Source organism: Pedobacter hiemivivus (assembly GCF_005144565.1).
In the GTDB taxonomy this organism is placed as follows: domain Bacteria; phylum Bacteroidota; class Bacteroidia; order Sphingobacteriales; family Sphingobacteriaceae; genus Pedobacter; species Pedobacter hiemivivus.
Genome location: NZ_SWDX01000003.1, coordinates 639972 through 655132, shown reverse-complemented (window position 1 = coordinate 655132; position 15161 = coordinate 639972). Strand labels below are relative to the sequence as shown.

The following is a 15161-nucleotide window of genomic DNA, read 5'->3' as shown; positions in this document are numbered from 1 at the left end:
GTATTTGCTACTGCCATCAAAATTATCTTATGACCGCTTTATTTTCCAAGCAATTGTTTGTTTTCCATCAAATATTTTAATGCTTCTTCAACTGCCAGTTCTGGTTTTTTCGGATTAAAGCCTAATTCGGTTCGGGCCTTTGAAATGTCGAAATTTTGCTGCAGACCAGAGAACATCGCAATATCCTTTCTTGTCAATAAAGGAGCTTTTCCATTTAATTTCGCTATAAATTCCATTAGTCCCGCAATAGCGAATAGTAAAGGTTTGGGAACAGCTGCTGGCACTTTCAATTTCAGTTCTGGATATAGCTTGTTGGCAAGTAAACTCGTATCGGTAATAGTCATACATTGTTCATTAGCGAGAATATAACGTTCCCCGTCCCGTCCTTTGATTGCTGCAAGATAACAACCTTCTGCCACGTCTTTTACGTCTATCCAGTTCAGAGCGATCTTGGTGTCAACCGGAATTTCCTTGTTCAATATTAGTTTTAGGATACCATAGGAAACATTCAAGGGTAGAAAAGCTTCACTGCCAATCATTGCGGAGGGCATAATTGACACCAATTCAATTCCAAGTGATTTTGCCAGATGGAATGCCATTATTTCGCCATCGTTTTTTGAATTGTAGTACATGTCCCTACGATCGTTATTATAGCCGTAACTTTCTTTTGTTGGCAGCTTAGTATAATCCAAGGCGGCAATGGAGCTGACATACACAATACGTTTTACACCTGCTTCAGCTGCGGCTTCAATGGTGTTTCTTGTACCCTGAATATTGACATCGTAGATTTCCTTTTTGGGATCTTTTGCCCAAAGTTTGAATGAGGCACCCACAGCATAAAAGGTTTCGACTCCCCGTAATGCGCTTATAAATGATGCTTTATCTGTAATATCGGCCTGGATCACTTCACAATCCAGCCCTGTAAAAGGCGCTTTGTTTTTTATATTTCTTACAGTCGCCCTTACAGGTATCCCTTTTTTGATCAAGAAGCGAATTAAATTGTTGCCCAAATGTCCATTTGCTCCGGATACTAAGGCTAAACCTTTTTGTGTCATAATATATTCTTTTAATATCAGACAAAGTTCAGGAGCCTGTATTCGAATCTACTTGACTTTTGTTAGTTAATGGGGTTTTGAAAATCAGCTAGTCATTTTCCGGCGTATGCGACTCAGGCTTTCAGCTTTCATACCCAGGAAGGAGGCTATATATGAAATTGGTACATTATATAAAATATCTGGATGTTCTTCCATTAGTTTTCGGTAGCGTTGTTCAGCGGATAAGGTTCCAAGCTCTCTTGATCTCTTTTCGTTATAAGTAAGAGATTGCTGAAAGACAAAAATACTGAAATCCTTTATTGAGGAACTTTTAGAAGTGATTTCATCGAGATCATTTTTAGTAATCCGGAGCAACTCGCATTCCGTGATGCACTCCACATTTTCATCGGATTTTGTCTCGTTGATGAAGTTGGAGTAGGATGTGAAGAATCCCGGAGGGCAGTTGATATGCGTAGTTACCTCATCTCCATTTTTATTATAATGAAATAAGCGTAAGTATCCAGATACAATGTAGTAGAGATATTTCGGAACTTTGCCTTCTTCTTCAAGAATCCTGTTTTTAGGAAGCAATACCGGTTCAAAATATTTTTTACAAAGGGCTATATCAGTATCCGTTAATGCAATTCTTGTGGCAATAAAATTTAAAAACTTATCGATCATCATAACAAATGTAAAACATTCTTCGCCGAGGCTGGGAAATAATAGAAAGGATTATTTTGATCCTAGGATTTAACACAGTGATATATTCAGTAGTTTAATAATTACAATTTTTATTTAACTTAATTGGTGGTTAATTTTCAATTAAAGTGTGTGGTTTGTTTTTTTAATTGAATTATTCCTGCGAAGTTTACAACTGAATATAATGCAGGAAAATTTAACCCAAATCACAGCCCAGCCACAAGACTCACCTCGAAAAAGGATCAGACGAAAGGATGATCTACTTTGGAAAGGGATACTAGAGGATGTTTTCGAGGATTTTTTGTGTTTCATGCACCCTGATGCAAATAAAATTTTCGACTTTAATAAAGGCTTTGAATTTCTTGATAAAGAACTTGAACAAGTTTCTCCTTTAGGAGAAGATTTATTCTCTTCCAAAGTAGTCGATAAGTTGGTGAAATTATACACTATTGATGGAAAGGAAGAGTGGATCTTGCTTCATGTTGAAGTGCAAGGCAAATACCAGAAAAATTTTAGCGAGCGGATGTATACCTACAATTACAGAATTTGGGACAAGCACCATAAACCAATAACAGCTTACGCAATTTTTACTGACCCATTTAAAGTAGAAAGGTCAAATCGCTACGAAAGAAAATTTTTAGGTACCAGACTGCTTTATGAATTTAATACTTACAAAATCTCCAATCAAAATGATGAACAACTACTAAGTAGCAATAATCCATTCGCCTTAGTGGTATTGATTGCTAAAGCAGCTTTCAAAATCAGTCGTATTGTGAACAAAGGGGAAAGAGATCGGTCACTGCTTACCATAAAACAGGCCATACTTAAGGCTCTACACAACAAGGGCTTTAAAATGGATAAAATAAAGCACGTAATGAACTTTTTGAGACATTATGTGCGTTTTGAAACAGAGGAATTTAACAATATATTTGAACAAGAGGTTGAACAAATCACAGGAAGAACTGAAACAATGGGAATAGAAGAATTATTATTGGATAGAGCGACAAAGCAAGGAGTTGAACAAGGGATTACTCAAGGCCGGATTGAAGTTGCAAGAGAGCTTAAAAAGGAAGGGCTTAGCGTTGACTTTATAGCCAAAACAACCAAAATCGCCGTCAAGAAGATTAAAACACTCTAACTCCTTCTAAAAGACATTACAAAAAAACAGCCTGCGTCATATCTTGATTAACGATGCAGACTGTTTTTTTTAGCACCCCATACTTGGTGCAGTATTAAAACAAAATATTCCTTCTGTGAACAGGCCTAGGAAAATTTTGTCCCTCTTCAGGGCAAAAGATTCCAGACTGTGAATAGAACGGATTATTTTGAATACATTTTGGCTCTCAACTCCGCAACATCAGGACTAGTGATATACTCATCATACGTCATCATCTTATCAATCGCACCTTTAGGTGTCAATTCAATAACGCGTGTAGCAACAGATTCAGTTAACGCGTGATCTCGTGAAGTAAACAATGCGGTTCCTCTAAAATCTTTCATTCCGTTGTTTAAAGCGGTGATTGACTCTAGATCCAAGTGATTCGTTGGCTCATCAAACATTAACAAGTTCGCATGTTTCAACATCATTTGTGAGAACATACAACGCATCTTTTCACCACCTGATAATACCTTTACATTTTTCAATACCTCTTCACCAGAGAAAAGCATTCTACCTAAAAAGCTCCTTACAAATTGCTCGTCCTGATCCGTACCAGAATACTCGCGCAACCAGTTCACAAGATTCTCATCTTTACCTTCAAAATAAGGAGAGTTGTCATTTGGGATGTCGGCCGTATTAATGGTTACACCAAACTTAAATTCACCAGTATAATTCTTTTCGCGCCCGGTAAGTACATTGTAAAATGCAGTGGTAGCTAAACTATTTTGAGAAAGGATCGCAATCTTATCACCTTTATTAACCATGAAGTTGACATCCTTAAACATCACGTCACCATTTAAAGTACAAGATAAATTCTCTACCTGTAAAATCTGGTCACCAGCTTCTCTACCTAAATTGTTGAATAGGATAGCAGGGTATTTACGGCTTGAAGCTTTAATCTCCGAAATATCGATTTTATCCAAAGCCTTTTTACGGGAAGTAGCCTGTTTAGATTTAGAAGCATTGGCACTAAAGCGCTGAATAAACTCCTGCAATTCTTTAACTTTCTCTTCCAGTTTTTTATTCTGGTCGCCACGTTGTTTTAAAGCCAGTTGACTCGACTCATACCAGAAGCTGTAGTTACCAGAGTAAATACTCATTTTGCTAAAGTCGATGTCTACAATATGCGTACAAACCGCATCTAAAAAGTGCCTATCGTGAGATACAACCAATACGATGCTTTGATAATCGGCAAGGAAATTCTCTAACCATGCGATGGTATCAATGTCCAAATCGTTGGTTGGCTCATCCAGTAATAATATATCAGGATTACCAAATAGGGCCTGTGCCAATAACACACGTACTTTTTGGTTACCATCTAATTCTTTTAGTTGCTTATAATGATGTTCTTCTTTTATACCAAGGTTGCTCAGCATGGTAGCAGCGTTGCTTTCCATGTTCCAACCATCCATTTCAGCAAATCTGTTTTCCAGTTCACCTGCACGCTCACCATCTTTATCAGAAAAATCTTCCTTTAGATAAATGGCATCTTTCTCTTTCATGATGTCGTACAATTCCTTGTGGCCCATCATTACACATTCGATTACGCTAAATTCATCAAATTCATAGTGGTTTTGTTTTAAAACCGCCATGCGTTCTCCGGGGGTAAAAGCTACGCTACCAGAAGTTTGGTTCACTTCACCAGATAAAATTTTAAGGAAAGTAGATTTACCTGCGCCGTTAGCTCCAATTACCCCATAGCAGTTGCCCTGGTTAAATTTTAAGTTAACATCTTCAAATAAAGTTCTCTTTCCGTAACGGAGTGATAAATTAGAAACTGAAATCATATTGTTGAAAAATAAGTCGCAAAGGTAGGTATAATTTATAAAATGGTTTTCATGAGCGTATATTTGTTTTGATATTTAGAATTTTACAATTGTGGATAAGGAAGAATTAATTGCAAGGTTAGACGAGTCAATGAAGCTTCAAATGGTGATCAATTTAACAGCTATGATTGAAGATCATGACCTGGATATTGGCGATTTGTTTGACGCTAGCTTTCATAAAAAGAAGGAGATTGCCTTTAGGGCTGCATGGATGTTGGAATACATCATGAGCAATAAACCTGTTAGTTTTAGTGAGTACGTAGGCAGGCTACTTGAGCTGTTGCCTACGCAGAAAAATCCTTCTGCTATGCGCCATTATGCTAAGATTGTATCGCTTATGACCGATAGGAAAGCAAATCAAATTTATCAGGATATCGCAAAGCAGACCGATTTTGAACCAGTAATTGAGGTTCTGTTTATCTGGTTGGTCGACCCAGAGACGCTTGTTGCCACTAAAGTACATTGTATGCAAGCACTGGCAAATCTGGTGCCGCAGTACGACTGGATTAAAGAAGATCTTATGGAGACGATTGATTACTTAATGGGCGTAGAGAGCATTGCCTTTTTTGCAAGGGCTAAAATGGTCAAAAAGCAACTGAAAAAGGGAGCAGGGAAATAATAAGAAAGAAATTCTATTTTTGCAATAAAGAGGCGCTCGATAAGATGAATTATGGAAGAAGAAATAACGGTTTTAACCAACATTATACAACGCAGGAGAAGTATATTTCCTATTAGCTATACGGAACAGGAAGTGCCTGTAGCAGTAATTAAACAAATCCTGGAAAGTGCCAATTATGCACCAACACATAAACTTACTGAGCCTTGGCGTTTCATTGTATTCAGAAATGAGGGGAAAATAAAACTAGGAAAGGAACTGGCACGTCTTTATAAAGAAACAACTCCTGCACATCAGTTTCTGCAGAAAAAACAGGATAGCATCGTAGAAAAAGCCGAGCAATCCAGTTGTATCATCACTTTAAATGCGAAATTAAATTCGGATAAAGTTCCTGAATGGGAAGAGTTAGCCGCTTTGGCCTGTGCTGTACAAAATATGGCGCTTACTGCCGAAGCGTTGAAGGTTGGCGCTTATTGGAGTTCGCCAGGCATGATTGCAGATTTGAAAGAATATCTTAACTTAGGTACAACGGAAAAATGTTTTGGCCTCTTTTATATGGGTTATCATAACGAAGAACCTAGAGCCGCTAAGCGTACGCCAATAGAAGAGAAAATTAAATGGGTAGAGTCGTAGTTTATGAATAAGGAAAATTTGTACCAGCTTTGTTTAAAGTTTATTGAACAAAGAATTGAAACTGCTGAAACAGCGCTCAAACAGGCACGTGAGGCCAGTAATGACGATACCAAGAGTAGTGCGGGCGATAAATATGAGACCAGCCGGGAAATGATGCAACAGGATATTGACCGCAACAAGCGACTGTTGATTGATGCGGAAGACAATAGAAAAGTGCTGGAATCTATTGGACATACATCCGTAACTGATAGTATTAGAGGTGGAAGTTTGGTTTATACCAATCAAGGTATCTTTTACATTAGTATCAGTGCCGGTCAGCTCCTGTCCGAAGGCAAAACTGTCTTCGCTATTTCGGCAGCTTCACCAATCGGTAAACTGATGCTGGGTAAGAAAAAGAAAGACAGCTTTGATTTTAACGGTAAAACTTACTTAATTGAGGATATAGCTTAATGCAACAGCGCCTGTATCATGATTTCTTGTGATACAGGCGCTTTTTGTATTTTCGTAATTTTTAAAAGCTCTTAACGATGCTGTTATGTAATGTTCTAGGGCTCCAGTATCCGCTTGCGATGATTCTTCTAACCGTAAATAAGGGATCATTCTGATCGCGTTTGTCAGCCAATGAGAAAGCCATTCTGAAACCACGTTTTTTAAGCTCAGGGATACCTTCAGCATTCCACAATCCAAAAGGATATGCGAATTCTGTCATTTTCTTACCTGTAATTTCTTCTAATTTCTTGGTTGGCTTATCTAATTGCTCTTCCCAGTCCTTACCTTGATATTTTTTAAAGTTTTTATGGTCGTAAGTATGACTACCGATCACGTTACCTTCATCAGAAAGTTGTTTGATCTGTTCTTTGGTCATGTAATCTACAAACTTCCCTTTTTTGCCAATAGAAACTGTCATGATAAAATATACAGCTTTATAGCCGTACTTTTTAAGTGTTGGTGCGGCAACGGTAAACTGATCCATATCTGTATCATCAAAAGTAAACATGATCGGTTTAGAAGGTAATGGAGCACCAGTATTTAGATAAGCATATAGTTGATCTGGTAAAATAGAATGATACCCGCTATCGGCTAGCATTTTAACCTGATTCTTGAAGTTCTGAACTTCTACAATATAATCCTTACCTACTTTTCCATCTCTAGGCTTCCAGTCACGCACCTGGTGGTAACATAATATTGGAACTTGCTTACGGGCCAGAATAGTCTTTGCATCCGCAACTTTTATTTTCGAAACGTCAACAGCAGGTGCTTGCTCAGTTTCTGAACTTGTTGCCGTACTATCTGCTGATGTTTCCCCTGCAGCAAGGGCTACTTTATCAGTTGCACCTGCACTGGATTGCGACTTAGACTGGCAGCCGGCAGTAAGAATTACCGCTGCGGCGATAAAGGGTAAGAAATGCTTATTCATAGGTTCATTATTTGATACAAAACTAAAAAATCAAACTTAATAAAAGATAGCTATCGCATTTATTACAAAGAATTTTAGCCCTTGCAATAGATTAATCAATATTTTTATCGGCATAACTTTATTTATAATGAACAAACTTTATCTGCCACTGGCTGCAGTACTTACTGTGCTCTCTGTTGATTTGAGTGTAAAGGCACAAACCAAAACATTTACCATTACAGAAACGCTGCAATCTGGCCCAAAGGCGAATTACCAACTGGCTTCCAGATATTCACCCAATAAGCTAAAAAAATTGATCTATACCACCGCCGTGGATCCACATTGGCTTAAGCTAAGTAAGCGTTTCTGGTATGAGTATGAAACACCAGCGGGTAAAGAATGGTACCTGGTGGACCCTACAAGTAAAAACAAACGTAAAATATTCGACAATGCAGTGCTAGCTGCCGCAATCACTAACATCGTCAGAGATCCTTTTGATGCGCAGCACCTGCCATTAGAAAATTTAAAGTTCTCTGCCGATGAGCAGCACATCACTTTTGAAGTGAAGAGTACGATAGAGGAATTAAAGAAGGACCGTAAGGATAAGAAAGCGGCGGATTCTATGCAAAAGAAGATCTTTTATTTTAACTATGAGATCAGCAAATCTAAAGTAACTGAAATTCCGAACTACACAAAACCTAAGGCCAAGCCAAGCTGGGGATCTGTAGCACCTGATTCTTCAGCAATTGTTTTTTCGAGAAACTTTAACCTGTACTGGATGGATAAGGAGAACTACAAAAAGGCAGTTAAGAATGAGGAGGATAGTACCATTGTCGAGCATCAGCTGACTAAGGATGGTGTTAAATTCTATCCTTATGGTGCCAATGGGGATGGAGAAAATAACGAGGAAAACGAAAAGAACAATAAGAAAAGAAGAGCTGCTAATGTGATGTGGTCGCCAGATTCAAAGCATTTTGTGCTGAACAGAAGTGATTCCCGTAAGGTAAAAGACCTTTGGGTAATTAACAATGTGGCAGCGGGCAGACCAACGCTAGAGACTTATAAATACCAGATGCCGGGTGAAAAGGAAGCGCCTAACACTGAAATCCTGCTTTTCGATTTTGCAGCAAAAAGCTACAAAAAACTGAACACTGCAGCTTTTAAAGATCAAACAGTATCGGTGTGGGGAGCGCCTTTATTGAATAAGGATCGCGATAATGAATTTAGGCCGTCTATTTGGCTTGGTAACAACACTAAGGTATACTTTCAACGTACCAGCAGAGACTTAAAACGCATCGATGTGTGTATGGTTGATATTCATACAGGTATAGTTACGCCATTGGTTGACGAACGTTTTAATACGTATGTAGAGGTGAACCGACCAGGTTTGGTCAATGATGGTAAGGAATTGATTCATTGGTCGGAACGTGATGGTTGGGCACATTTTTACTTGTTTGATGGCAATGGTAAACTGAAAAACCAGATCACAAAAGGTGCTTTCCACTGCGAGGAAATTATCAACGTAGATGCAAAAAATAGAGTGCTTTACTTTACTGCCAATGGCAGGGAGGTTAAAGAAGATCCTTATTATGTACATCTGTACCGCATTAATTTTGATGGGTCGGGACTGAAATTGTTAAATGCTGGGGATTTTGATCATGCCATCAGCATGAATGATGAAGCTAAATTCTTTGTCGATAATTTTTCAAGAGTCAATACTGTCCCTAAATCCGTATTGATGGATAATAATGGCCGGGTGGTGATGAATCTGGAGACTGCCGATTTGTCTTTACTAATGGCTTCTGGTTATAAATTCCCTGAACCTTTTAAGGTAAAAGCCGATGATGGGATTACGGATATTTACGGAGTGATGTATAAGCCTTTTGATTTTGATCCCAATAAGAAATATCCCGTGATTGAGTATGTTTATCCAGGACCACAGACAGAGGCTGTGAACAAAGCATTTACCAAGAGTATGGATCGGACTGATAGATTGGCTCAGTTTGGATATATTGTGGTTACTGTGGGCAACCGTGGCGGAAATCCTGCACGTTCAAAATGGTACCATACCTATGGTTATGGGAATTTAAGGGATTATGGTTTGGCAGATAAAAAAGCTGCGGTAGAGCAGCTTGCTGACAGGTATTCATTTATTGATGCCAATAAAGTTGGGATTACAGGACACTCTGGTGGTGGTTTTATGTCTACCGCTGCCATGCTTGTTTATCCTGATTTCTTTAAAGCGGCGGTATCTAATGCTGGGAATCACGACAATAGTATTTATAACCGGTGGTGGAGTGAAAAGCATCACGGTGTGAAAGAAGTTGTATCAGCAAAAGGGGACACTACATTTACTTATAGCATTGATAAGAATCCTGATTTGGCTAAAAACCTAAAAGGGAATTTGCTGTTGATGACTGGAGATGTTGATAATAATGTACATCCGGCAAATACCATTAGGGTTGCCAATGCGCTGATGAAGGCAGGGAAAAGATTTGAATTGGTGATCGTTCCGGGTCAGCGACATGGTTTTGGCGACCTGACAGAATATACTTTCTGGAAGCTTGCCGATCACTTTAATAAATACCTGATCGGAGATTTTTCACAAGTCGGTCAGGCAAATATTGTAGAGATGGATAGAGAGGTTGAGCAGAAACGATAAACGAAAAGGCCCTTGCAATTGCAAAGGGCCTTTTTCTTAACCAAAATAATCTGTTTGTAACTAGCTTTCTTAGAAATGGAACTGCACACCCAATTTAGGGGCAAAAGTGTCGGCTTCTAAACCAAATGAATTGGTTTTAGTTTTAATACCTGTTAATTCATTTTTAAACTGTGCGTTGTTGTAACCTAGTCCGTTAACTGAGAATTCGATACCAATTCTTTTAGTTGGGAAGAACGCAAATCCCGGAGCAATATTTACACCTATATCAGTTGTAGTACCTGTTTTAGCACCTGTATTGCCATCAGCATCTAATGCTTTATCGTTACCAAATGACATAGGAACTGATAACTGACCAAAGAATTTAAATTGATCAGATAAACCTACATAGTAACGACCGAAAGGCGCAACTTTAAAAGCCTGGTTTAATTTTAAATCACTTACTTCTTTATTATATGTATAACCTACACCTGTACCAATTGCAAAATTGTCGCTGATAAAATATGCTGCACTTGGAACAACATTAAAGCTGAAATCAGATTTGTTGGCACCATCAACTTTTTCTGAGCTGAATCCAACACTACCACCTACCATAATTTTTCCTTTTTCAGTTTGAGCCTGAGTGCTAAATGCGAATGCAGAAACTGCAACTAATGATAATAATAATTTTTTCATCTTCTTATTTTTTAATTTATAATCTGGTCGTTTTCTATTTTTATATCCTGACCATTTACGTTATATAGTCAATGTGTATGCCAAACTAAATGTCCGCTCTCTTGTCTAATAAATAGGGTTTTATGTAACTTGTTAATTTGTAGAAGGATAAGTTTTTCCGTTCTAATGTTTATTATTTTGCAATGACAATTCAACTTAAATTATGACAAATCTGGACTCTGTAAAATAATTCATTCTGACTTTTTGTATTATAATGTCAGTTGTTTCGTTGTCTCTTTTAGCGTACATGTTGACAAAAACAGGCAGTGCGAATTGATTTGTTTTAAAAAAAACATTAAATTCATAAATCATTGTGTTCCTTTAAAGCGTTATAGGGTTATGAGATTGCTAATAGAAAGAAAACCGATAAAAGTATACCCAGATCCTAAGCGGGTTATAGCCCGATTCTTTTTTAACGGAGAGGAGCGGGCGATGGAAGTGGTTAAGCAAGTGATGGGGCTTTCCTCCAAAGAAGTGTTTAACTTGATTTCTCCTTTATTACAGGAATATTCTAAACGGCATCGTAACATCACTAAAATCCTGACTCGCCATTGTAAAAGGATAAAGGGCTGTATAGAAAAGGCCGGTTACGAGTTCGACTCCCTTGATAAATACGAAAAGTTATTGTTGGGTTCTTATTTCACACATGAGTATTCTATAGAGTCAGCAGCTTTTTTTAACCCTTCTGTGGTCGAAGATCCGGATCAGTCTGATCTGGTAGAGGGCGAAAAGCGCTTGATCATCAGTTTCAGGGCGGTAGGCGAAGGTCATATCTCTTCAGTGGTGTTTAGAAGGGCCCTGATAGATGGCGATCACAATATCACTGTGATGCCAGCGGGGAATTATATTGATGAAGCAGAGATCATTAAAAACGCCATTTACAACAAGAAGCTATTTCTTAAAAAGGCTGCAGATTCCAGGATCGATATAGAGATTTTAGATGAGATGGGTAATAAGCTGAATGAGAAGTTTGATTATTCAACATTAAGGAAAGTGATTTTAGATGGGAAGGGCTTGCAGGAAGATAATTTGAAGAAACTGGAGTATGATAAGATTCTCTGGTTATCTGATACTTATCACGAGATTAGTTTTTCCAGAGACACCGACATCTCCGACCGGGTTATCTTTCCTATTTCAGAGTTTGAACGTAAAGGGATTGAGGATGCGAGGTTTGTACGTTTTGTGAAGGATGATGGCAGTGTGATCTTTTACGCTACTTATACAGCCTTTGATGGCGCTATGATCATGCCTAAATTGCTACAGACCACTGATTTTTATGATTTTAAAATCAGTCCATTGCATGGTGTAGGTGCTCAAAATAAAAACCTGGCCTTGTTTCCGCGTAAAATCAATGGTCAGTATGCAATGATGTCGCGGATAGATGGATGGAACAATTATTTAATGTATTCGGATAAATTAACCGTGTGGGACAATCCGGTGAAGCTACAATCGCCGGTATTTCCCTGGGAGTTTATACAGATTGGCAATTGTGGTTCGCCCATTGAGACGGAAGCTGGATGGTTATTGATTACACATGGAGTAGGGCCCATGCGCCGCTATGTTTTAGGTGCCAGTTTATTTGATTTAAATGATCCATCTATTGAAATAGGTCGTTTAAATGAGCCGCTCGTGATTCCAAATACCGACGAACGCGAAGGGTACGTTCCTAATGTGCTTTATTCTTGCGGGTCAATTATTCATAATGGCGAACTCATTATCCCATATGGCCTTTCAGATTATTGTTCTTCTTTTGCGACGGTTAAGCTTGATCTTTTATTGAATAAATTAAAAAGTTCAAACTGTGCCATCCCACGTGAGGTGATTGTTGAGGCGGAAGAAGAACTTTCTGCTGATTAATTTAACACCTGTTTCTGTGGAGAAACCAAATCGCTGATCTGAATGTATTCGAATTCTAGTGCTTTTAATACCACTAAATGTGAGATCCAGTAGGCAAGGGTACTCTCTGCACCTTGGTTACGGTTTACACCATTTGGTTGTAAGCCGTCGCCACAACCTTTGGTTTCATGATCAAATAGTGGTAGGTGTAAACTGTTTTCTCCTAAAAACCATTGGTAACACAAGTACATCTTTTTAATGTAAGTGATGTCATGGGTAATTTCGTAGGCTTTGAAGTACATCAACACCATCGCCATAGTTTCAATAGCCTGTTGATCGTATACGGCCATTTCCGGACCGCCCTTGTACAGCCAGCCATCGTTACCTACTGGATTTAAATAGCCATGAGAAAGGGTTTTTTGACTCAAAAACTTCATGCTTTCCAATGCAATGCCAAGCGATTCAGCATCCTTGCTGGTTTGATAATAGCAAAGTAAAGCTAGTGGTAGTATGGCATTGTCATAGGTCATTTTTTCCTCAAACCACTGCCAGTGTCCGTGTCCATTTTCCCTATAGGCTTCTTTAAGTTGTTCTGCGAGCTGGTCAAACTGGTGTCTGATCTGTTCATCACCAGGATGCGCTTTCAAGTAGTCGGAAAGGCCGATCATGGTATTGGCAATGCCTCTTAGATGCTTCAGGTTTTTAAAATGAGGGACAGATTTGTTAAATAACTCTCGTGCAAATTCACGGTACGAGTTATTGGGCGTATTATTGATCAGGTAGCCTAGGGACCAAATGGTGCGTCCGAAAGAATCTTCTGAGCCCAGTTCATCCAGGTATTCTCTGGTAAAGCTTAAGAAATTTCTGAAACTGCCATCGTCACATTGCATGTATTGAATGTAACTTAAGTAAACGGGCAGGAGTTCTAAAGCGACTTTACTTTTATTTTGTTGATGGGCCATGGTCGCCATAATTAGCGCTCTGGCATTGTCATCCAGACAATACCCTTCTTTAAGGTTCGGAATGCCGTATTTGGCATGTTGTACAATGCCGGTGTCATCTGTTAATCGCTGCACATGTGCCAAATTAAAAGAAGGCATAGTATCCGGATCTATGATTTGTCTTTCGGTATCTTCTTTTTCAGAAAGTGATTTTAGGATGGCTTCGTCCAATAACTCAACAAATATTTTTCCGATAGCTGGCCAGCGCAAGTTAAGGCCATATTTGTAGGCATTTGCTTTAAGTTGTTTGAGCATGGTTTCATCCTCAAATAATTCATTTACAATTGTAGCAAGGGTTTCAGCGTCTTTAAAATCAAATAACCGGCCTCTGTTTTCTGCCAGTAGTTCTTGGGCGTGCCAGTACGGGGTAGATATTACAGCGGCACCTGCACCAATTGCATACGATAAAGTTCCGCTTGTAATTTGGGCTTCGTTTAAGTAAGGGGTGATGTACATATCACAGGCTGTTAGATAATCGAACAACTGCTTTTCTGATACAAATTTATTGATAAAAGTAAGGTTGTCTTCAACGCCTAACTTTCGGGCTAGTTTTTTTAGACTGTCCCGATATTCTTCTCCCGAATTCCGGATTACCCCAGGGTGTGTAGTGCCGAGCACCACATACATCACATTGGGGTTTTTGGCAACTATTTGCGGCAAGGCCTCAATTACGGTCTCTAACCCTTTGTTTCTACTAATCAGTCCGAAAGTAAACAGTACTTTTTTATTTTTAAAAGGTAAGGAGTTTTTTACTGGATTATCTATTTCTGCTTCCAGATCAGGAACACCGTGTTCAATCAGCTGAATTTTGTTGAATGAAATTCCATATATACTTGTTAAAAAACCAACCGCCCTGTGGCTCATTACTACTATGCGTGAGGAGTGTTTTGCTATTTCTCTGATAATTGTCAGTTGCATATAGCTCGGGTCTTTTAAAACCGTATGTAAAATGGTAACCAAAGGTTTTTGTAATTTTGCAATTAATGGAAGGATATAGACTCCATCTTTACCGCCATAAATGCCAAATTCATGTTCCATAATGCAGGCATCCACCAAACTGGTATTGATGTAATCGGCTGCACGGCTATAGTCTTTTTGGTCTTCTTGTCGGATCTTATATTTAACTTCTGCTGGATACTCGTAGGTGTCCAGATGCTCTGAATCATTCAATGCAACTACATAGCTATCATCAGAAACCGTAGTTCTGTCATAGCCAATTGCCCGGAGTAGGTTGTGATTAAACGTAGCAATTCCACATTCACGTGGTGGATAAGTGGTTATATAAGCAATTTTCATATGGATTGTTGACTCTTTTGTATCGTGTACAACAGTCCTCCCGTCGAATTGTTCTGAATTTTGTATTATTTACATAATCTTGACTGTACACTTAGGCTAAAATTCAACGAGTTTGTAATTAATGATGTTAAAAATTGAATCTAGAAACAACTATTATTTGGAGAAACAGAGTATATGAATAAAATGAATGATGAGTTGACGATTTGTTAAATTTATTTTGACGATGCAGGGCTGAATTGTTAAGTTTGCATCATGTTCATTTCTATCTCACAATCGTGAGGTCCAGGTGCTA

The 15161-nt window shown here is 38.6% G+C and carries 12 protein-coding genes; 6 read left to right on the top strand and 6 right to left on the bottom strand.

Features of this window, described 5'->3' with window-relative positions:
* Positions 1 to 38 precede the first annotated feature (38 nt).
* Together FBD94_RS09985 and FBD94_RS09980 are read right to left on the bottom strand one after the other, a co-directional pair.
* Positions 39 to 1055, bottom strand: a complete 1017-nt coding sequence (locus FBD94_RS09985) for an NAD-dependent epimerase/dehydratase family protein (RefSeq protein ID WP_136880110.1) — start codon at positions 1053 to 1055, stop codon at positions 39 to 41.
* An 84-nt stretch (positions 1056 to 1139) separates the two neighbouring features.
* Positions 1140 to 1718 (bottom strand): Crp/Fnr family transcriptional regulator, encoded by a 579-nt coding sequence (locus FBD94_RS09980; protein ID WP_225874800.1) that lies wholly within the window; start codon positions 1716 to 1718, stop codon positions 1140 to 1142.
* A gap of 199 nt (positions 1719 to 1917) precedes the next feature.
* On the opposite strand from FBD94_RS09980, the gene FBD94_RS09975 reads away from it, so the two are divergent.
* Entirely contained in the window at positions 1918 to 2871 is a 954-nt protein-coding gene (locus FBD94_RS09975) for an RpnC/YadD family protein (RefSeq protein ID WP_235884433.1), read from the top strand.
* A 182-nt stretch (positions 2872 to 3053) separates the two neighbouring features.
* Here FBD94_RS09975 and FBD94_RS09970 read toward each other — a convergent pair whose 3' ends face one another.
* Positions 3054 to 4679, bottom strand: coding sequence for an ABC-F family ATP-binding cassette domain-containing protein (locus tag FBD94_RS09970; RefSeq protein ID WP_136880109.1), 1626 nt, complete (start codon positions 4677 to 4679; stop codon positions 3054 to 3056).
* Between the two features lie 91 nt (positions 4680 to 4770).
* Here FBD94_RS09970 and FBD94_RS09965 point away from each other — a divergent pair, with 91 nt between their 5' ends.
* The 3 genes from FBD94_RS09965 to FBD94_RS09955 are packed head-to-tail and all read left to right on the top strand — an operon-like array spanning position 4771 to position 6417.
* Positions 4771 to 5337, top strand: coding sequence for a hypothetical protein (locus tag FBD94_RS09965; RefSeq protein ID WP_136880108.1), 567 nt, complete (start codon positions 4771 to 4773; stop codon positions 5335 to 5337).
* Positions 5338 to 5388: 51 nt separating this feature from the next.
* A complete protein-coding gene (locus FBD94_RS09960; protein ID WP_136880107.1) occupies positions 5389 to 5967 on the top strand; it encodes a nitroreductase family protein in 579 nt (192 codons plus the stop codon).
* Between the two features lie 3 nt (positions 5968 to 5970).
* Positions 5971 to 6417: a 3-oxoacyl-ACP synthase gene (locus tag FBD94_RS09955; protein WP_136880106.1), complete on the top strand. Its 447-nt coding sequence runs from the start codon at positions 5971 to 5973 to the stop codon at positions 6415 to 6417.
* 61 nt (positions 6418 to 6478) lie between these two features.
* On the opposite strand, the gene FBD94_RS09950 is transcribed toward FBD94_RS09955, so the two are convergent.
* Positions 6479 to 7384, bottom strand: coding sequence for a polysaccharide deacetylase family protein (locus tag FBD94_RS09950; protein ID WP_205945360.1), 906 nt, complete (start codon positions 7382 to 7384; stop codon positions 6479 to 6481).
* A gap of 127 nt (positions 7385 to 7511) precedes the next feature.
* Between FBD94_RS09950 and FBD94_RS09945 the strand changes: the two genes are divergently transcribed.
* A complete protein-coding gene (locus FBD94_RS09945; RefSeq protein ID WP_136880105.1) occupies positions 7512 to 10025 on the top strand; it encodes a S9 family peptidase in 2514 nt (837 codons plus the stop codon).
* Positions 10026 to 10094: 69 nt separating this feature from the next.
* On the opposite strand, the gene FBD94_RS09940 is transcribed toward FBD94_RS09945, so the two are convergent.
* Positions 10095 to 10697, bottom strand: a complete 603-nt coding sequence (locus FBD94_RS09940; protein ID WP_136880104.1) for an outer membrane beta-barrel protein — start codon at positions 10695 to 10697, stop codon at positions 10095 to 10097.
* A gap of 378 nt (positions 10698 to 11075) precedes the next feature.
* Between FBD94_RS09940 and FBD94_RS09935 the strand changes: the two genes are divergently transcribed.
* Entirely contained in the window at positions 11076 to 12593 is a 1518-nt protein-coding gene (locus FBD94_RS09935; RefSeq protein WP_136880103.1) for a glycoside hydrolase family 130 protein, read from the top strand.
* Here FBD94_RS09935 and FBD94_RS09930 read toward each other — a convergent pair.
* Positions 12590 to 14869: a glycosyltransferase family 4 protein gene (locus tag FBD94_RS09930; RefSeq protein WP_136880102.1), complete on the bottom strand. Its 2280-nt coding sequence runs from the start codon at positions 14867 to 14869 to the stop codon at positions 12590 to 12592. The genes FBD94_RS09935 and FBD94_RS09930 overlap by 4 nt on opposite strands.
* Between the last annotated feature and the right edge of the window lie 292 nt (positions 14870 to 15161).

What these genes read in the sequence shown, in the direction of transcription:
- FBD94_RS09985 (WP_136880110.1), bottom strand. Translation starts at nt 1,055, where the DNA reads ATGACACAAAAAGGTTTAGCCTTAGTATCCGGAGCAAATGGACATTTG.
- FBD94_RS09930 (WP_136880102.1), bottom strand. Translation starts at nt 14,869, where the DNA reads ATGAAAATTGCTTATATAACCACTTATCCACCACGTGAATGTGGAATT.
- FBD94_RS09975 (WP_235884433.1), top strand. Translation starts at nt 1,918, where the DNA reads ATGCAGGAAAATTTAACCCAAATCACAGCCCAGCCACAAGACTCACCT.
- FBD94_RS09955 (WP_136880106.1), top strand. Translation starts at nt 5,971, where the DNA reads ATGAATAAGGAAAATTTGTACCAGCTTTGTTTAAAGTTTATTGAACAA.
- FBD94_RS09950 (WP_205945360.1), bottom strand. Translation starts at nt 7,384, where the DNA reads ATGAATAAGCATTTCTTACCCTTTATCGCCGCAGCGGTAATTCTTACT.
- FBD94_RS09980 (WP_225874800.1), bottom strand. Translation starts at nt 1,718, where the DNA reads ATGATGATCGATAAGTTTTTAAATTTTATTGCCACAAGAATTGCATTA.
- FBD94_RS09945 (WP_136880105.1), top strand. Translation starts at nt 7,512, where the DNA reads ATGAACAAACTTTATCTGCCACTGGCTGCAGTACTTACTGTGCTCTCT.
- FBD94_RS09960 (WP_136880107.1), top strand. Translation starts at nt 5,389, where the DNA reads ATGGAAGAAGAAATAACGGTTTTAACCAACATTATACAACGCAGGAGA.
- FBD94_RS09970 (WP_136880109.1), bottom strand. Translation starts at nt 4,679, where the DNA reads ATGATTTCAGTTTCTAATTTATCACTCCGTTACGGAAAGAGAACTTTA.
- FBD94_RS09940 (WP_136880104.1), bottom strand. Translation starts at nt 10,697, where the DNA reads ATGAAAAAATTATTATTATCATTAGTTGCAGTTTCTGCATTCGCATTT.
- FBD94_RS09935 (WP_136880103.1), top strand. Translation starts at nt 11,076, where the DNA reads ATGAGATTGCTAATAGAAAGAAAACCGATAAAAGTATACCCAGATCCT.